This window comes from Pelagibacterium halotolerans B2 (assembly GCF_000230555.1).
GTDB lineage: Bacteria > Pseudomonadota > Alphaproteobacteria > Rhizobiales > Devosiaceae > Pelagibacterium > Pelagibacterium halotolerans.
Genome location: NC_016078.1, coordinates 965,801 through 984,615, shown reverse-complemented (window position 1 = coordinate 984,615; position 18,815 = coordinate 965,801). Strand labels below are relative to the sequence as shown.

At 63.3% G+C, this 18,815-nt stretch carries 15 protein-coding genes; 11 read left to right on the top strand and 4 right to left on the bottom strand.

Features of this window, described 5'->3' with window-relative positions; genetic code table 11:
- Positions 1 to 35: 35 nt before the first annotated feature.
- The 4 genes from radA (at position 36) to KKY_RS04820 (ending at position 4,540) form a co-directional block, all read left to right on the top strand.
- Positions 36 to 1,430, top strand: a complete 1,395-nt coding sequence (gene radA / locus KKY_RS04835; protein ID WP_014130188.1) for a DNA repair protein RadA — start codon at positions 36 to 38, stop codon at positions 1,428 to 1,430.
- A gap of 113 nt (positions 1,431 to 1,543) precedes the next feature.
- Positions 1,544 to 2,152 carry a CvpA family protein gene (locus KKY_RS04830; RefSeq protein WP_014130187.1) on the top strand — a complete coding sequence of 203 codons (609 nt, stop codon included), beginning with the start codon at positions 1,544 to 1,546 and terminating at the stop codon, positions 2,150 to 2,152.
- A gap of 194 nt (positions 2,153 to 2,346) precedes the next feature.
- A complete protein-coding gene (gene purF / locus KKY_RS04825; RefSeq protein WP_050811780.1) occupies positions 2,347 to 3,807 on the top strand; it encodes an amidophosphoribosyltransferase in 1,461 nt (486 codons plus the stop codon).
- Between the two features lies 1 nt (position 3,808).
- Positions 3,809 to 4,540 (top strand): SDR family NAD(P)-dependent oxidoreductase, encoded by a 732-nt coding sequence (locus KKY_RS04820; RefSeq protein ID WP_014130185.1) that lies wholly within the window; start codon positions 3,809 to 3,811, stop codon positions 4,538 to 4,540.
- A gap of 266 nt (positions 4,541 to 4,806) precedes the next feature.
- Here the strand turns inward: KKY_RS04820 and der are convergent, their stop codons facing one another.
- Together der and KKY_RS04810 are read right to left on the bottom strand one after the other, a co-directional pair.
- A complete protein-coding gene (gene der, locus KKY_RS04815; protein WP_041528593.1) occupies positions 4,807 to 6,267 on the bottom strand; it encodes a ribosome biogenesis GTPase Der in 1,461 nt (486 codons plus the stop codon).
- The gene (locus KKY_RS04810; RefSeq protein WP_014130183.1) at positions 6,264 to 7,043 is read right to left on the bottom strand and encodes a tetratricopeptide repeat protein; all 780 of its coding nucleotides are present in this window, start codon (positions 7,041 to 7,043) and stop codon (positions 6,264 to 6,266) included. Before KKY_RS04810 ends, der begins: the two co-directional genes overlap by 4 nt.
- Before the next feature lie 99 nt (positions 7,044 to 7,142).
- On the opposite strand from KKY_RS04810, the gene KKY_RS04805 reads away from it, so the two are divergent.
- From KKY_RS04805 to KKY_RS04770, 7 genes are all read left to right on the top strand, one after another.
- A complete protein-coding gene (locus KKY_RS04805) occupies positions 7,143 to 7,838 on the top strand; it encodes a helix-turn-helix transcriptional regulator (protein WP_014130182.1) in 696 nt (231 codons plus the stop codon).
- A 184-nt stretch (positions 7,839 to 8,022) separates the two neighbouring features.
- Positions 8,023 to 8,235 (top strand): hypothetical protein, encoded by a 213-nt coding sequence (locus KKY_RS04795; RefSeq protein WP_014130181.1) that lies wholly within the window; start codon positions 8,023 to 8,025, stop codon positions 8,233 to 8,235.
- Positions 8,236 to 8,510: 275 nt separating this feature from the next.
- Positions 8,511 to 9,410 (top strand): cellulose biosynthesis protein BcsN, encoded by a 900-nt coding sequence (bcsN, locus tag KKY_RS04790; RefSeq protein WP_014130180.1) that lies wholly within the window; start codon positions 8,511 to 8,513, stop codon positions 9,408 to 9,410.
- A gap of 15 nt (positions 9,411 to 9,425) precedes the next feature.
- The gene (gene bcsA, locus KKY_RS04785; protein ID WP_014130179.1) at positions 9,426 to 11,609 is read left to right on the top strand and encodes a UDP-forming cellulose synthase catalytic subunit; all 2,184 of its coding nucleotides are present in this window, start codon (positions 9,426 to 9,428) and stop codon (positions 11,607 to 11,609) included.
- Entirely contained in the window at positions 11,606 to 13,882 is a 2,277-nt protein-coding gene (locus KKY_RS04780) for a cellulose biosynthesis cyclic di-GMP-binding regulatory protein BcsB (protein ID WP_014130178.1), read from the top strand. Before bcsA ends, KKY_RS04780 begins: the two co-directional genes overlap by 4 nt.
- Positions 13,879 to 14,961, top strand: coding sequence for a family 8 glycosyl hydrolase (locus KKY_RS04775; RefSeq protein WP_014130177.1), 1,083 nt, complete (start codon positions 13,879 to 13,881; stop codon positions 14,959 to 14,961). Before KKY_RS04780 ends, KKY_RS04775 begins: the two co-directional genes overlap by 4 nt.
- On the top strand, positions 14,958 to 17,084 hold the full coding sequence (locus KKY_RS04770; protein ID WP_014130176.1) for a tetratricopeptide repeat protein: 2,127 nt from the start codon (positions 14,958 to 14,960) through the stop codon (positions 17,082 to 17,084). The genes KKY_RS04775 and KKY_RS04770 overlap by 4 nt, the downstream gene beginning before the upstream one ends.
- Before the next feature lie 116 nt (positions 17,085 to 17,200).
- Here KKY_RS04770 and KKY_RS04765 read toward each other — a convergent pair whose 3' ends face one another.
- Together KKY_RS04765 and KKY_RS04760 are read right to left on the bottom strand one after the other, a co-directional pair.
- Positions 17,201 to 17,767 carry a 2'-5' RNA ligase family protein gene (locus KKY_RS04765; RefSeq protein ID WP_014130175.1) on the bottom strand — a complete coding sequence of 189 codons (567 nt, stop codon included), beginning with the start codon at positions 17,765 to 17,767 and terminating at the stop codon, positions 17,201 to 17,203.
- Between the two features lie 53 nt (positions 17,768 to 17,820).
- Entirely contained in the window at positions 17,821 to 18,729 is a 909-nt protein-coding gene (locus KKY_RS04760; protein WP_014130174.1) for a LysR substrate-binding domain-containing protein, read from the bottom strand.
- Positions 18,730 to 18,815 lie beyond the last annotated feature (86 nt).

Below are 18,815 nucleotides of genomic sequence, written 5' to 3'. Positions count from 1 at the left end.
GATTGTAGGGTCTCTCCGATTCCGGGGGATCTTGTTTGGCCAAATTGAAATCCAGCTATGTCTGCCAATCCTGCGGCAACGTGACCCCTCGCTGGGCGGGGCGGTGCGAGGCGTGCGGGGAGTGGAACTCCATCGTCGAGGAGGTCGCGACCTCCGGCGTGGGGGCCGGGCCCAAGGCTGCGGTGGCATCGGGGCGCCCGGTGGAACTGGTGCCGCTTTCCGGGGAAAGCGAAGACGCGATCCGCATCGAGAGCAAGAATGGCGAGTTGGACCGCGTGCTGGGTGGCGGGTTCGTCATGGGTTCGGCGATCCTCGTGGGTGGCGATCCGGGGATCGGCAAATCCACGCTGCTGTTGCAGGCGGCCGCTTCGCTGGCGCGGCAGGGCAAACGGGTGATCTATATTTCGGGCGAAGAGGCTATTGCGCAGGTGCGGCTGCGCGCCGCTCGGCTCGGCGTCGCCGATGCGCCGGTGGAACTGGCCAGCGAAACCCATGTGGAGACCATCCTCGCCACCATCGAAAAGGGCAAGGCGCCCGATCTGGTGATCATCGATTCCATCCAGACCTGCTGGACCGAACGGGTGGAGAGCGCGCCGGGCACGGTGACGCAGGTGCGCACCTCGGCTCAGGCGCTGACACGGTTTGCCAAGAAATCGGGTTCGGCGGTGGTGCTGGTGGGGCATGTCACCAAGGACGGGCAGATCGCCGGACCGCGGGTGGTCGAGCACATGGTCGATGCGGTGCTTTATTTCGAGGGCGATACCTCGCTCACCTACCGCATCCTGCGCGGAGTCAAGAACCGCTATGGCGCGACCGACGAGATCGGCGTGTTCGAGATGGTGGGCTCGGGTTTGCGCGAAGTGCCCAACCCCTCGGCGCTGTTTCTGGACCAACGCGATTCCGGAGCGGCGGGATCGGCGGTGTTCGCCGGGGTCGAGGGCACGCGTCCGGTGCTCGTGGAAATCCAGGCGCTGGTGGCCCCCTCCCCGCTCGGCACGCCGCGCCGGGCCGTTGTGGGCTGGGATTCCTCGCGGCTCTCGATGGTGCTGGCGGTGCTTGAAACGCGATGCGGGGTGCGGATCGGGGCCAACGACATCTATCTCAACGTTGCGGGGGGCCTCAAGGTCAACGAGCCTGCCGCCGATCTGGCCGTGGCGGCGGCGCTGATTTCCTCGCTCACCAATTCCCCTCTGCCCGCCGATGCGGTCTATTTCGGCGAGGTCAGCCTTTCGGGCGGCATTCGCCCGGTTGTTCATGCCAATCTGCGGGTGCGCGAGGCGGCCAAGCTGGGGTTCGGATCGGTGCATACGGCCAAGCTCAACGCCTCCGAGCGCACGGACGGGGTGGCGCTGAACGAATTTTCGGCGCTGGCCGAACTGGTGGGACGGATCGCAGCAGCGGGCGAACGCAACATGGCCGAAGCGGACTGAGTTGTGGGCATCGGGATAAGGTAAGCCTTGGAAATCCCATGCAATCGCTTGGCTTTGCCACATTTAACCGCTAAACGGACAGTCAAACAGGGCTTGCTGGAGAACCGTCCCCCATGCTGACCGCTTTCGACATTGCCGTCGGAATTCTCGTTCTGATTTCCGCGCTGCTGGCGACGGCGCGCGGACTGACCCGCGAAGTGCTTTCGCTGGTCACCTGGGCAGGTGCCGCAGCGTTTGCGGCATACATGTTCTTCTACCAGCCCCAGATTGCGCAGGAATTCGTGGCCGATCCGCTGTGGGCCAATATCGCCACGGTGGTGGTGAGCTTCATCCTGGCGCTGATCATCCTGCATCTTCTGACCATGAAGATCGGCGATTTCATCACCGATTCAAAGCTAGGCCCGCTCGACCGTACGCTCGGTTTTGTGTTCGGCGCGCTGCGCGGCATCCTGATCGCGGTGGTCGTGGTGATCTTCGCCGATTGGCTTATCGGGGAAAATCCGCCCAACCTGCCCTGGTATGGCGAAGCGCAATCGCTGCCGACCTTACGCTCGCTGGGTGACGGACTTATCTCGCTTCTGCCCGAAAATCTCGAAGAGCAGGTCAACGACCTGCTGCAGGGGACCAATCCGATGGAAGACCCCGTCATCAATGACGAGGGCGCAAACGATCCCCAGCCGGCGGCCACACCGGAGCCTCCGGCGACGATCAACGGAGTGTGATATCGCCGCAGACGGTACACGCCTATGTTGACTTGCATGGTCGGGGAGCGTAAGCCCCCGACTTACGGAGCGATTTTTTGCGAAGCGCGGTGGGCTTTGCGGACCGCTCCTTTTATGTCCTCGCATCAATGGTGGATAATTTGAGCACGCTCCACGCGACGACAGGCGATCACCTGACAGGACTTGCCCTCGAGATGGACGGCGACACGCTGCGCGAAGAGTGCGGCGTGTTCGGCATTTTGGGGCACAGCGACGCGGCGGCGTTGACCGCGCTGGGGCTGCACGCCCTGCAGCACCGCGGACAGGAAGCCGCCGGCATCGTCTCCTTCGACGGCAAGCGCTTCAGTTCCGAGCGCCATCTGGGACTTGTCGGCGACCACTTTACCGATGCCGCGACGCTGGGCCGGCTGCCCGGCAACATCGCCATGGGCCATGTGCGCTATTCCACGACGGGCGAGACGGTGCTCCGCAACGTGCAGCCGCTGTTTGCCGAGCTCGAAGTCGGCGGCATCGCCATTGCACATAACGGCAACCTCACCAACGGGCTGAGCCTACGCAAGCGCCTGATCGCACAAGGCGCGATCTGCCAGTCCACCTCGGACACCGAAGTGGTGCTGCATCTGATTGCGCGGTCCCAGCGCACACGGTCGGCCGATCGGTTCATCGATGCGCTGGGCGCTATCGAGGGGGCCTATGCAATGGTCGCCATGACGCGCACCAAGCTGATCGGCGCGCGCGACCCCAACGGCATCCGCCCGCTTGTGCTTGGCGATCTCGACGGCAAGCCGATCTTTGCCTCGGAAAGCTGCGCCCTCGACATCATCGGCGCGAAATTCGTGCGCGACGTCGAAAATGGCGAAGTGATCGTTTGCGAAATTCAAAAGGACGGCTCGATTTCCATCGACAGCTTCAAGCCGTTCAAGGCGAAGCCCGAACGGGTCTGTCTTTTCGAATATGTCTATTTCGCGCGGCCGGATTCGGTTGTGGCGGGGCGCTCGGTCTATTCGGCGCGCAAATCCATGGGCATCAACCTGGCCAAGGAAAGCCCGGTCCAAGCCGATGTGGTCGTTCCGGTTCCCGATGGCGGCACACCGGCGGCGCTGGGCTATGCGCAGCAATCGGGCATCCCGTTCGAATACGGGATCATCCGCAATCATTATGTGGGCCGTACCTTTATCGAGCCGACCCAGTCGATCCGGGCGCTGGGCGTCAAGCTCAAGCATTCGGCCAACCGCGCGGTGATCGAGGGCAAGCGGGTCGTGCTTGTCGACGATTCCATCGTGCGCGGCACGACCTCGCTGAAAATCGTGCAGATGATCCGCGATGCGGGGGCCAGGGAAGTGCACATTCGCGTGGCCAGCCCGATGATCTATCATTCGGATTATTACGGCATCGACACGCCCGATCCCGACAAGCTGCTGGCCAACCAGTATGCGACGCTGGACGACATGTGCCGCTATATCGGCGCGGATTCGCTGGAGTTCCTGTCGATCGACGGGCTCTATCTCGCCGTGGGCGGAGAAAAGCGCAACGCCAAGGCGCCCCAGTTCACCGACCATTATTTCACCGGCGACTATCCCACGCCGCTCACCGATCTGGAGGGCCGCGACAAGAACGACCCCAAGCAGATTTCGATGCTGAGAGAAGCCGTATAGCATGACCGATACCAAAGACCTTGCCGGCCGCGTGGTGCTGGTGACCGGGGCCTCGCGCGGGCTGGGCTATGCCGCCGCCAAGAATGCCGCCTCACGCGGCGCGCACGTTATCGCCGTGGCGCGCACCGTGGGCGGGCTCGAAGATCTCGATGACGACATCCAGGCGCTGGGGTCTGCGACGACCCTGGTGCCCATGGACCTGACCGACGGCGAAGCGATCGACCGGCTGGGCGCTGCGATTTTCGAGCGCTGGGGCCAGCTCGACGGGCTGATCGGCAATGCGGGCGCACTGGGCGTATTGAGCCCCCTGCCCCATGTCGCACCGAAGGATTTCGCCAATGTCTTTGCGGTCAATGTGGAGGCCAATTACCGGCTGATCCGCTCGCTCGATCTTTTGTTGCGCCAGTCCGACTCCGGGCGCGCGGTGTTCATTTCCTCAGGCGCGGCACTGTCGGCCAAGCCCTATTGGGGACTTTATGCGGCGTCCAAGGCGGCGCTGGACGCCATGGTCAAAGCCTATGCCGGGGAAATGGCAATCACTGAAGTGAAAGCCAATATCTTTTATCCCGGCCAGGTCCGCACCGCCATGCGCGCCAAGGCGATGCCCGGCGAAGACCCCAAGACCCTGCCCTCGCCCGATGAGGTGGCGCCCAGGATCGTCGACCTGGTCTCGCCGGCCTATGACAGGACGGGAATGCGGGTGGATGTGCTCAAGGGCGAAGAGCCACTTTAGGGCATTTCAGGTCTTCACCGAAGCAAGACAAGTGCGGACTTCACCTCTCCCTTTGGGAGGGAGGTCGGGCCTGAGCCTATGCGAAGGACCGGGTGAGGGGGCCCCTTTAACCACCGCTGCCAAGGCCCCCTCACCCGCCGCTTCGCGTCGACCTCTCCCCCAAAGGGAGAGGTGAGCAGGCTTCCGATTCAGCGAAACCCTGAACCGCTTTAGGACTGCAAGTTTTCAAAAGGAAAAGGCCGGGTTGAACCCGGCCTTTTCAATTTCTACTTGCCGTCGTCATCGACATAAGGGTTCTTGCCGCCGCGGACCCAGAGGCGGATCGGCGTGCCGGGAAGTTTGAAGTCCTCGCGCAGGCCGTTGACGATATAGCGCTGATAGGCCTTGGGCAGAGCGTCGGGGCGCGAGGCGAAGATGATGAAGCTGGGGGGGCGTGTCTTGGCCTGGGTCATGTAGCGCAGTTTCAGGCGCCGGCCGGATACCGCCGGGGGCGGGTGGTGTTCTGTCATCGCCGAGAGCCAGCGGTTGAGCTTGGCGGTGCGGATCTTGACGTTCCAGGTCCGCTCGATCTCGAAAATCGCCTTCATCAGCTTGTCGATGTTGCGGCCCTGCAGGCCCGACATGGTGACAAGCGGGATGCCGCGCAATTGGGGCAGCAGGCGCTCGCACTGTTCGCGCAATTCGAGGATTTTCGCGTTCTTGTCCTCGATCAGATCCCATTTGTTGACCGCGATGACCATGGCGCGGCCTTCGCGCTCGACAAGGTCGGCCAGCGCCAAGTCCTGTTTTTCGAACGGGATCGTGGCATCGAGGAGCAGAACGACGATCTCGGCGTACTGGATGGAGCGCAGGCTGTCGGAGACCGAGAGCTTTTCGAGTTTTTGCTGCACGCGGGACTTGCGGCGGATACCGGCGGTATCGACAAGGTTGATGACGCGCCCCTCCCATTCCCACGGGACCATTATGGAATCGCGGGTGATGCCGGCTTCCGGGCCGGTGAGAAGGCGTTCCTCGCCCACCATGCGGTTGATGAGGGTGGATTTGCCCGCGTTGGGGCGGCCGACGATGGCGACGTTGAGGTGGCGGTTGGGGTTCCAGCGCATGGGCGCGGTGTCGCCCGCTTCGTCTTCGCCCTCGTCTTCGTTCACATCGACATCGGTCGCCGGCTTTTGCACCATGTCGTAATCGAACTCGGCTTCGGCGGCGGCGATCTTGGCTTCATCGGCCTTGTCGACCGCCTGAGAAATTACCGAATAGAGGTCGGCGAGGCCAAGCCCGTGCTCGGCTGAAAGCGGAATGGCTTCGCCAAAGCCAAGCGCATAAGCCTCCATCAGACCCGGTTCGGCCGCCTTGCCCTCGGCCTTGTTGCCGATAACATGGATATCCTTGTCGGCCTTGCGCAGAAGCCGGGCGAAATGCTCGTCGGTTGGGGTCAAGCCGGCGCGGGCGTCGATCATGAACAAGATGACGTCGGCTTCGGCGATGGCCATCTCGGTCTGGCGGCGCATGCGCGCTTCGAGACTGTCGTCATTTGCATCTTCATAGCCGGCGGTATCGACCAGCGTGAAGGTCAGATCGCCGATGCGGCCCAGCCCCTCGCGACGGTCGCGCGTCACACCGGGGGTATCGTCGACGATGGCGATTTTCCTGCCCACCAGCCGATTGAACAAGGTGGATTTGCCGACGTTGGGTCTTCCAACAATAGCAACGGTTACGCTTGCGCTCATTGCTCGGGTTCAGCTTCCAGCGGCTGGCCGAGCGTTTCAAGGCTCGGGGTTTCGGCGGGAACGTCTATCTGCTCTGCGGGCTCCATGGGGCCGGTGGCCCCAAGAAGGTCTTCGCTCACGTCCACGCCGGTCGAGGCGAGCTGTTCAAGATAGATGAAGGCGCGCAACTGGATATCCTGGCCGGCGTTGGGATCGGCGGCCATCGCTTCGAAATTGGCGCGGGCCTCCTCGATATTGCCGGCCTTGTAGTGGGCCAGGCCCAGCGCTTCGCGGGCGCTGTTGCGCATGGCGCTGTCATCGCCGGTCAGGCCGCCCACGCGCTGCTCGACGGCACCGACGTCGAGATGATCGACGGCGAGATAGCCGCCCAGAACATAGGCGAGCTCACGCAGGCGGCGCTGGTCAAGACTGGCGGCCAGTGCGTCATACGCCGCGATCGCGGCTTCGGCATCGCCCTGCTCGGCCAACAGCGCTGCTTGCTGGAAGCGCGCCAGAACTGCATAGCCGGCCGGGCCGCTCGCCTCGAGTTCGGCGAACGCCGCCTGAGCACTGGCGACATCACCGCTCTCGGCCATTTCGACGGCGGCGTAATACTGGTCGGACGCGTTGGCCGCAGTGCTCGAGCGATACCACTTCCAGACTTCGTTGGCCGCAACCAGCAGGACGATCAGCACGGCGCCGCCGATGATGAACGGCGCAAAGCGGCGCCAGAAGGCTTTCAGCTTGTCGCTGCGCAGTTCTTCTTCAACTTCGCGCAGGAAGGAATCGTCGCTCATCAGGGGGTATCCAGACTGTCCAAAATTTTGCCGGACAATAGTGGTGCCGTCCCTATAATGCAACGTCGCAAAGGACCGGATTCGCAGGCAATTTCGCTCATGGACAAGACAGAACGCCTATTTGCCATCATGGATGCCCTGCGTCGCCACCGGCTGCCGGTGACGGCAGCGCAACTGGCCGAAGATCAGGGCGTATCCGTGCGCACGCTTTATCGTGACATCCAGACGCTGATCGGGCTCGGCGCGCCGATCGAGGGGGAAGCCGGGATCGGCTATATGCTGCGGCAGGGCTTTTTTCTGCCGCCGCTGATGTTTTCGGCCGACGAACTCGAAGCGCTGGTTCTGGGCGCACGCTGGGTCGAAGCGCAACCCGACGTGGAGCTTTCGGCTGCCGCGCGCAACGCATTGGGCAAGATCGCCACGGCGAGCCCGGAGGACCTGCGCGACCGGATTTCCGACACCGGATTGTGGCCGGTCCGGGTCGAGGCGGTTCGCGACCCGCTGCCCCTGCTGGCGCTGGTGCGCAAGGCCATGCGCGCCGAGCGGGCCCTGCGCATCGACTATGAGGACGAAAAGGGCAATGCATCGGCGCGCGAGATCTGGCCCGTGCAGATAGCCTTTTACGAAAACAAGCAAATCATCGCCGCATGGTGCACGCTTCGCAACGCCTTCCGCCATTTCCGTACCGAGCGGATTGTCGGGGCCGATCTGGCCGAGGCACGATATGGCCGCCGCCGCGCCGCCCTTGCCGATGACTGGTACGTCGAGTGGCGGGCGGAGCAAGACCGCCACTGAGCGCATTCACCCCCGCTTAATCTCGATTGCGGGGCCCTTAACGCGCGCGTTAAAATCGATAGATGCAATTTTAGCGGCAATAGAGCCTGTTTCCAGCCATTGCTTTACCACCCGAGGCTTCGCGAGCATTTCTAGACCGCGCACAGAATGGTGCGCCGGATTGTAAACTAGAAAGGTTTGCGCCATGGACGATGTTGCACGTCATGAATGGTTTGTTGCCGGTACAACCGGTGAACGGGAAGTCGCTGCGTTCTGGATCGCCGGATCGCTCAAAAAGATCGAAGAACGGGCGCGGCGGGAACACGGGCCGGACGGGCAAAGACCGACACGGTTCGAGTTGATGCTGGCCCTGTGTATTGCCGTCGGCGCGATCGGGACGGCGTTTCTGCTGCTCTAGGGTTCCGGATCGCAAAATCTCTTTTGTATAAAGCCGCTACCGGTGTCTGGTCAGGCCCGGGTTTGCGCGATAATGTGTCAGGAATCGACACTTCGCGGGGCCATTGTGTGGCCATTGGGGGCGACATGGTGTCGAGGGCATGAGGCCGGGCGGCCGCCTGCGGCGGGGGCACGTCCTGATGCGTCGAAAGCGCGTTGCAGTTAGTTTGCGGACCCCCGACCATGGTGCATGGTTTTGCACACGCCCAAGGCCAGGGCACCAGGATTTCCCGAATAATGGCGCGGGCTTCGCAGCGCGGTCGATTTACCGGCGTGGGGGCGCTCGCAATTGCCGGGCTCTTGCTGGCCGGGTGTTCGACAACGCAGGTCCAGACGCCGCGTACGGCGACCACCGTGCCTCTTCACGACGCCATGATCTTCCCCCCGCCGGGCGGACCGGCGATGATCTCCGTTGTCGAAACCAATTATGCCAATGCGGTGCGCCAGGAGATCGCTCTGGCTTCGAATGCGCGCACGCCGGGGGAAAATCACGTCACCATCACACGCTATCTGACGCGGGGCGGCGACGGGAATTTCGGTGAACTCGGCGACCCAGTGGCCGACAATCAGGACCTTTATACCCAGGCCTCGGAGGCTTTCCCCGAGGTCTCGATGATGGTCTCGCCGTTCTACGTCCAGAACTATTATGGCCCTTTCGGCTATGCGGTCGGCGGTGCACCGACCGGCGACAAATGCGTCTATGCCCGCCAACGGATCGAGCCCGAGACCGCAACGACGGGCCGGGTGACGCGCGGCTCTGTGGTCATCGGACTGCAATTGTGCGACCGGACCGCTTCCGAGCGCGAGCTGCTCGAGATGATGTTTGCCATGCGGCTGCGCGATCCGGTGTTCCAGCCATGGCGTGCCTCGCCGTTCATCGGAACGCCGGGAACGATCATCCTGCCGCAGACGGGAGCGGGCTTCCAGAACGTGCTCGACCTGCCAGAGGCGCAGCCGCGCGGCACGACAAGTCCAACACCGGTGGTTCAGGCATCGACGCCCGCGCCCGCTGCGCCGACACCATCCCCGGTTCCCGAACCGACGGGCCCGATCGTTCCCCTGCCCGGCGGAGGCACGACCGGCGGCACGTCTTCGGAGGGAACTGTCATCGTCCCCACTCCTCCCGGAAGCAACTAGGGTCTGGACTTATCGATGCGCGCGATCACCTTTCTGTTCTGGGCCCTGGTTGCCACCGGCACGGTGATCGCCATCACCCTGCCCGTCAGCCTGCAGGTGCATCTGATTACGGCCGTGCTGTTTCTTGGCGTGATGCTGGTCATCAAGACGCTGCGGCTGGGTGGTGTCTGGCGGTTGCTGCTGCTGGCGCTGGGGACGGCGATTGTCCTGCGCTACGCCTATTGGCGGACGACGAGCACGCTGCCACCCGTCGAGCAATGGGCCGATTTCATTCCGGGCCTGCTGCTCTATCTGGGCGAGATGTACTGCATCCTGATGCTGGCGCTGAGCCTGTTCGTCATTTCGAACCCGGTTCCCTCGCGCCCCTCGCGCAGCCTCAAACCGGGCGAACCGGTGCCGAGCGTCGATGTGTTCGTGCCGACCTACAACGAAGACTACGAGCTGCTGGCGGGTACGCTCGCGGCGGCCAAGGCGCTCGACTACCCGGCGGAGAAGCTGACCATATGGCTGCTCGACGATGGTGGAACTGTGCAAAAGCGCAATGACCCCGACCCGGAAAAGGCCGAGGAAGCGCTTGAACGGCACACCTCGCTTGAGAAGCTGTGTTCCGATCTGGGCGTCAATTATCTCACCCGCGAGCGCAACGAGCATGCCAAGGCGGGCAATCTCAACAACGGTCTGGCTCACTCAACGGGCGACCTTGTCGCCGTGTTCGATGCGGACCACGCCCCTGCCCGAGACTTCCTGCAGGAGACGGTTCCCTATTTCGGGGATGACGAAAAACTGTTCCTGGTCCAGACGCCGCACTTCTTTCTCAATCCCGATCCGCTGGAGCGCAATCTGCGCACGTTCGAGCGGATGCCGAGCGAGAACGAGATGTTCTATTCCATCCTGCAGCGCGGGCTGGATAGCTGGAACGCCTCGTTCTTTTGCGGCTCGGCGGCGCTGCTGCGGCGCGAGGCGCTCGATATCGCCAACGGGTTTTCGGGCCGCTCGATCACGGAAGACTGCGAGACGGCGCTCGACCTGCATTCCAAAAAGTGGAACTCGATCTATATCGACAGGCCGCTGATTGCCGGGCTGCAGCCGGCGACGTTTTCAAGCTTCATCGGCCAGCGTACCCGCTGGGCACAGGGCATGACGCAGATCATGCTGTTCAATTTCCCCCTGTTCAAGCGCGGGCTGAGCATGGCGCAGCGGCTTTGCTACATGTCCTCGATGATGTTCTGGCTGTTCCCGTTCACGCGGATCATCTTTCTGATCGCGCCGTTCTTCTACCTGTTCTTCAATCTCCAGATCTTCACCGCATCGGGGGGCGAGTTCGCCGCCTACACCATGACCTATCTCGTGGTGAACCTTGTGATGCAGAATTCGCTCTATGGGCGCTGGCGCTGGCCGTGGATTTCCGAGCTTTACGAATATATCCAGTCGGTGCATCTGCTGCCCGCTATCCTCTCGGTGATCCGCAACCCGACCAAGCCGACCTTCAAGGTGACGGCCAAGGACGAATCCATCGACGAATCCCGGCTCTCGGAGCTGGCGCGGCCATTCTACTTCATCTTCCTGCTGCTTCTGGTGGGTGTGGCGTTCACCGGCTATCGGCTGTGGGCCGAGCCCTATCGCGCGGAAATCACGCTGGTGGTGGGCGGATGGAACCTGTTCAACCTGATCCTTGCCGGTTGCGCGCTGGGGGTCGTGTCCGAGCGCCGCGAGGTGCGGGCCAGCCGACGGGTGCCAATCGAACGGCGGTGCGAAATCCGATCCGTCGACGGAACATGGGTGCGCGGAACGATCCTCAACGTTTCCTCGGGCGGCGTTGCCATTCAGGTTGCCGACGGAAAGACGCGTCTCGCCAAGGACCAGGCGACCGCTATACGATTCCAGACGCTGTCGCCCGTGCCCGACAACGAAATGGGCATTTTCGTGCGCAACGTCTCCAATGCGGGGAAGTCGTCGATGGTGGGGTGCCGGTTCATGGCCGAAAAGCCCAGCGATTATCGCTTGATCGCCGACCTTCTCTACGCCAATTCCAAGCTGTGGAAAGAACGTCAGGAGTCCCGGCAGGTCAATATCGGGATCATCCTGGGCACACTGCAATTCCTTTCCATCTCGATCTACCAGACGGCGCGCGGCCTGGGCTATCTGGCGCGTTTTTCGCGCCCGGCCGGCTCCGACCAGCCCCAGGAGGCTCGCTCATGATGCGGCGCCTGCTCATGTGCGCTCTGGGCATGCTGGCGGCCACCGGTGCGGTGGGTCAGGTGCCATTCGACATGTCGCCCGAGCTCAATTTGCGGGTGGTCCCCGAGGCGCCGACAATTGCCGAGGAACAGCCTGTCGCACCAGCGGCGCCGGCACCCGCAGCCGTTACGCGCCTCGAACGCCATATCCTGCCTCAGACAGGTATCCGGTTTGAGGGCGAGATCGGCACGCGGGCCTTCGATTTCTACCTGACCGCCGGGCAGGCCGCCGCATCGGCCAATCTCGACATGTCGGTGCTCAACGCCATCGTTGTGGCTCCGGAGTATTCCGAACTGGCGGTTTCGATCAACGGCACCGAAGTGGGAGCGATGCCGATCGAATATGCAAACGGGCCGAGTTCGGTGGTGCTTGAGGTGCCGGAGGGTCTGCTGGCGGCCGGGCGCAACCGCATCGAGATCGCCATCGACCAGCGGCACCGGACGGACTGCTCGGTCAGTTCTACATATGAATTGTGGACGGAGGTGTATTCGGCGAACACGGTTCTCGATCTTGCGGGCGAAAATCTCGGCCATATCGAGGACCTGGCGGATTTGCCAGCAATCGGGCTCAATGCCGACGGGGCAACCGAATTGCGGCTGTTCATTCCGCAGATCGAAACCAGCGAGGCCCGGACGGCGGCGCTGAGACTGGCGCAATACCTTGCCCTGGCACTCAGGACCCCGGCCGTTGAGATCACGCTGGTTGAAGGGCTGACCGATGTCTTCGATTTTTCCGGTCTTACGGTCGTTATGGGCACCGCCGGGGCCTTGCCGCCCGAACTTGCCCAACTGGCCGGTCAGGCACAGGGTGGGCCGATTGCCGGAATGGCGGACCCGGCTGCGTTGCCCAATACCCTTCTCGTCTCCGGCCCCGATTGGGCCGCAGTCGAAACCGCGGCGCGTTCGTTGATGCCCGATACGGCCGGCGCGGAGGCCGACCTTGGTGGATTGCGCAGCGACCTGCCCGATCTGGTACCGGTCATCTCCGGCCGGACCTCAATCGCCCTGTCCGAACTCGGGGTCGATACGCTCGCGTTCAACGGGCGGCGCTACCATACGGCGCTGCGCTTTGCGCTGCCCGCCGATTTTTACGCGGACATGTACAGCGAGGCTGAACTCGTGCTCGACGCGGCATACAGTCCCGCGGTGCAGCCCGGCAGCCAGCTCGAAATCTATGTGAACGGGCAGATCGCGTCGGTCATTCCCATCCTGCGCACCGAAGGCGGAACCTTCCGCAATTCGCGCCTGCGCATCCCGATGACCAATTTCCGGCCGGGCATCAACGAGATGTATATCGAAACCATACTGCTGACCCAGGAGGATACCGTCTGCCCGCCGGGGCTCTCGGGCCGGGCAGCGGCGCGTTTCCTGTTTTCGGCCGACAGCCGGATCGCCTTTCCCGATTTCGGCCGGATGGCCCAATATCCCGATTTGAGCGCGCTGGCCGGAACGGGCATGCCCTATACGGGCGGCGGGGATGTGCCGGTTCTGGTTGCCGATGGCTCATCGTCAATGCAGGCCGCGATGATGCTGATGAGCAGGCTGGCGCTGTCCTCGGGCAGAGTGATCGAAGCGCGCGCCGTCGCGAGCGACGAACTCGACGCCGGTGCCAACGCGATCATCGTCGGGCCGATGGCCGGACTGGATCGCGAACTGCTCGCGCGTGGGCGCATCGTGGACCTTGACAGCAGCGGCAGCCTTCCGGTTATCGGAAGCGGAGAGGACGCGTTGCAGCGCTGGCAGGAATCGGCCGGAGTTCCATCAGGCAATGTCATCGAGCGCGTTCAGGGCTGGGTTGCCGACCAGCTCGACCTGGCGCCAGAGAATTTCTGGCTTTTTCGCCGCGAGGACGGCGCCTATCTCCCCCAATCGGCCGATGCAGCCGTGATCTCGCAGGTCCACCAGTCCGAGGGCGGAGTCTGGACACTGCTGACCATTCCCAATGGGGATGCCTTTGTCGAGGCCACGGCGAGGCTGGTCTCGCCGACGCACTGGCAGCAGGTGGCGGGGCGAGTGAGCGCCGTCGGCGTCGCCGATGAATCGGTGCTCGTGCTGCAGCCGCGCAACGTAACGCTCGTGCCGACCCAGCCCCTCTCGTTTTCCAACCTGCGGCTGGTGGCAGCCAACTGGATGTCGACAAACGTTTTGGGCTATGCCCTTTTGCTGGCCGCCGCCGTCGTTCTTCTCACGATCGCAACCTCGCTGCTCCTGCGGGCAGGAAGGCGGGACAAGTGAGCGCGCGTATTTTTCCAACCCTTGTGGCGGCTGCAGCGCTGGCCTGTTTTCCGGCCGCAGCGCAGGACGAGCCGATGCCCCTAAGCTTCGTGCATGCCGATGAATGGGCAGCCTATCAGGATGCCTATGTCCGGGATAATGGACGGGTGGTCGATGTGTTCAACGCTGAAATCAGCCACAGCGAGAGCCAGGGCTATGGCATGCTGCTGGCCGTTCTGGCTCAGGACCGGACTGCGTTCGAGCGTATCTGGAGCTTTACCCGGACGGAATTGATGGTCCGCGACGATGGGCTGGCCGCCTGGCGTTGGGACCCATCGGCCGATCCGCACATTACCGACATCAACAACGCGACCGATGGGGATATCCTGATTGCCTATGCACTGGCCCTGGCGGGCAATGGTTGGGGGATACCCGACTATATGCAGGAGGCGACCGACATTGCGCGAACGGTCGGCGAAAGGCTGTTGACCGAGGCGAACGGGCTCACTGTCATACTGCCCGGCGCAGAGGGATTTTCCGCCGCCGCGCGGGAGGACGGACCCGTGGTCAATCCGTCCTATTGGGTTTTCGAGGCTTTTGCGGTGCTGGCGGACCTTACGCCGGAGATCGACTGGATGTCCGTTCATGACGATGGGCTGGCGCTTCTCGATATCCTGACCGCAGATGGAATGCCACCGGCCGACTGGGTCTCGATGGCCGGCGAGACACCCGTTCCGGCCACCGGCTTTCCACCCGAGTTCGGCTACAACAATGTGCGGGTGCCCCTTTATGTCCTCCGCGCCAATTTGGAAAACACCGATCTGCTCGAACGGCTGGGCATGATTTTCGACGCCGATCATGCTCCAGCGATCATCGACGTCACAACGGGCGAGCGGATCGAACCCATGAGTGAAGCGGGCTATCGCATCATCGGCGCGGCGCGGGCCTGCGTGCTCTATGGCGCACCCGTTCCTGCCGATCTGCAGACATTTTCACCCCAGAGCTATTATGGCGCCACACTGCATCTTCTGACGCTGTCGTATCTGCGGCAGCGGCACAATCAATGTCTTGTGGCGGGAAGTGCGGAGGGCCAATCATGATCCGGGCATCGACGATAGCGGTTTCCGCCGGTCTGCTGATGCTGCTGGGCGCCGGAGCGGCAGCGCAGGACGCGCCTGTTCCCGCGCCCTCACCCGTGGCCCAAGCCCAACCAATTCCGGCGCCATCCGATCCGGTGGAAGAGCCGTCGCAGCAAACCGCGCCGGCCGCGCGTGTCGACGAGACGGCCCTGCGCTATTTCGCCCGCGAGGGCGACCAGCGGCGGGTGGAGGCCGAAATCGCCCGGCTGCGAACGCTCTATCCCGATTGGGAGCCGCCGGAAAACCTGCTGGCCAACGACTATGTCCCCGATCCGGCGATCGAGCAGATATGGACGCTTTACAGCGAGGGCGATTTCGCCGGAGCACGGGCGGCCATCGCCGAAAAGCGGGTGGCCGATCCGAGCTGGCAGCCGACCGAGGATATGCTCCGCAGCCTGGAACTGGGTGAGGCCGGACAGCGCATGCGCAACGCATCGGACTCCGCGCAATATGAGACGGTGGTATCGATCGCCGCGAACATGCCGGAATTGCTCACATGTACCAATGTCGACCTGCTCTGGCGGTTGGCGGAGGCCTTTGTCGAGACCGGCAATGTGCAGCGGGCCGTCGATGCCTATACCTATGTACTGACAAATTGCGAGGACACCCAGGAACGCCTTGCAACCGTGCAACAGGCCAGCGAGCGGCTCGAAGCCGAACAGCTCGATGGCCTTCTGGCGCTGGAGCGCATGGGAACGAATGGCGCTGGAGAGTTCGAACCCATTCGTCTTGCCCTGGCGCGCGACGCGCTGGTCTCCGTGCTCGCCGGTCAGTCGCCCCGCGCCCCCAATGAGGATGTGCGGCGACTCGAGGCCTCTGTGGCGTCGACGGGCGATGCCGAAGACCTCCGGCTTCTGGGATGGTATGCGCTCAACCAGCATCGCCCGACACCGGCACTGGACTGGTTCGAACGGGCCATGGACGCCGATCCCTCCGTCCTTTCGGCCAATGGGCTGGGTGTTGCGCTGCTCGACCTCGATCGTCCCGGCGAGGCCGAGGAAATTCTGAGTGCCTATGAAGGCGAGACCGAGGAGATGACCCAGCTTTATCTCTCGGCCGCGGCAGCCACACTCGCGCAGACGCCAAGGGTTGAACTCGATCCCGAGGTCCTCGAGAGGATCGTGGCCATTGCCTATAGCAACCGCCACGTCCAGACGGCGCAGGAATTGGGTTGGTATGCGCTGGCCTTCAACCAGCCGCAGACGGCGATCGCGTGGTTCGATACCGCGCTGGACTGGGACGAGACCGACGAGGGTTCGGCCTTCGGCGTGGTGGTTGCCAGCGACCAGTTGGGCGATGACGCGCGGGTCGCGGAAATCAAGGCGGCCTGGAGCACGCGGTCCCAGCGCATTGCCGAATTCGGCACACCAGCGGCGCAGGATGAATCGCGCTCCACCCAATCTCAGACGCAAGCACCGGCCCGGAGTGCGCCGGCCACCCCCGCGCGGGCGCAGGTCACGCCGGCCACCGAGAACCGTAGCGTGAGCGCCGCCCAGCCCGCCGTGGCCGTGACGGCAACGCGGGACTCCGCAAGCGTGGCGACATCGGCCCCCACCGCCATCACGGTCAATGCCCAGGGCTGTTCGAACCATGTGCCGCCGGGGAGTTTTTCGCCTGGCCAGGCGCTCAGCCGCGGCTGGTGCCTGATGGAGTTGCTGCGGCCCGCTGAAGCCGTCGAAGCCTTCGCGCGGGCGCTCCAATCCTCGGCGAGCGCCACGCGTTCGGATGCCGCTTATGGCCAAGCCCTGGCCTATGTCCGCATGGGGTTGCCCGAGCACGCATCGGTGGCCGCCGCTGCCGCTCCGCAATCGCAGGCGCGCTCGGTGGAACTGCAGACCGCAATCCTGACGCTGACGGCACTTTCGGCCTACAATACCGGCGATTATCGCCGGGCGCTTATGGCGCTGGACGAGCGCTCGCTTTACGCCGTGGAACGCAACGACCTGCTGACGCTGCGGGCCTGGTCCTACTATCATCTGGGCCGCTATGTGGAGGCCGAACAGATTTTCGGCGCCGTCGCCGCGACCGGCTACGGGCAGGCGCTCGAAGGCTTTTACGCCGCCCAGGGGCGCATTCGGCGCTAGAGCCAAGGATTCGATTGAATCAAATCCTTGGCTCTAACCTTTTGTTTTGTCGCGTGTCCGAACCGCAGAACCGTTTCCACTTTTGCTGGACACGCTCTAACCTTTTTCCCAATCGATCATTTTTTCAGCGGCCAGCGCCCCAAATCGCCATTGGCGGAGCCGCCCAACCGGGCAAGGACGAATTCATCCGCCAGCCATTCGATGGGGGCTGCAAGACGGCTTTCGGGCGTTTCGGTCGTTTGGCGGATCATCGTCAGATGCGGGTCGCCCGCGCCGCCGGGCACCGCCAATCCGGCCCCCGCCAAATTGTGCCTGAGCACATCGGCCAATCGCAGAACGCCCCGGCATTGGGCTGACGCGCGCAGGATAAGGCAATGACCGCCCCTGCCCCGCACGGATGCCGTACTATCGAAGCGGAGAGGGAAACGCTCGAGCGTAATTTCGGCAGCGGCATGGATTGCAGCGGCCAAATCGCCCCGCCGGAGACCATCCAATCCGATGGGGCAGAGCGAGACGTGGAGGCGATCGGCGGAATAGAGCTGGCCTCCGATCCGGTCGCGCCTTTGCAGGTGGCGCGCAAGCGTGCGGATTCTGGCTGCCGTCACGACGTCGGGACGCAGGGCAAAATAGAATGGCGGGCGCGCCGCCAGCGGGAGTTGCTGGAACAGAAGCGGTGCATCCATGATTGCAGCCTCACCAATTGTTCCTGATATGTTCTCACCAAGATCGGCTGAAGTCAAATCGGTTGGTTCTGCAGACTTTGGGCCTCTGCCAGCAACCAGTCCCGAAAGGCGCGAATCTTGGGGAGGGTTCTCCGAGCGTGGGGATAGACGAGCCAATAGCTGACGGGGTCAACGCCCACGATATCGAAAGGTTGGATCAAGCGTCCGTCCCTGAGTTCCTCGCGGTACAGTGCCGGGGTCAGCATGGCGATGCCCGCGCCCGAAATGGCGGCGGCGGCGTCGAGATATTGGCTGCCGAAGTTGACGTTGAGGCCCCTGACCACGTCAGGACGGGGCAGCCCGACCAGTTCGAGCCATTGTGCATTCCAGAGTTCGCCCTCGCTGACGAAGGGCAGCTTGAGCAGATCGGCAGGCGTTTCGATGCCACCGATGCTGGCCGCGAGGGCCGGGCTGAGCATGGGCGCGTATTCGGCCTTGAACAGGAAGTGGGAGACGAGCCCGGGATATTCACCCAATCCAACGCGTATCCCGACATCGATATCGTCATTGTCGAAATCGACGAGGTCAGTCGACATCTCGAGCCGCACGGCAAGTTCGGGATGGCTGACCTGGAATGCGCCGAGGCGGCGGGCCAGCCATTGCGTCGAGACGGTCGGCACCGCGGAGATCGACAGCGTACTGCCTGTTTTCGATTTGGCGGCGTCAAACGCGTTGGCGATCGAGCGGAAGGCGCCGCTCAGGGCAGGCGCCAGCGTGCTGCCGGTATCGGTCAATTCGATCTTGCGGCCATGCCGGACGAACAAGGTTGCGCCGATCCGTTCTTCAAGCAGCTTGATGTGATAGCTGACGGCCGCCTGGGTCATGCCCAGCTCCTCGCCCGCGCGGGTGAAATTGAGGTGCCGCGCGGCGGCCTCGAACACGCGCAGGGTCGGCAGCGGCGGCAGGTTTGCGCTCATATCCATAAGCCCACTTTATGCATTGCCATGACGTTCGATTGGTCTTTGTGGCGTGTTCCGGTGCATGCTGATTGCATGATACTGGAAGGATC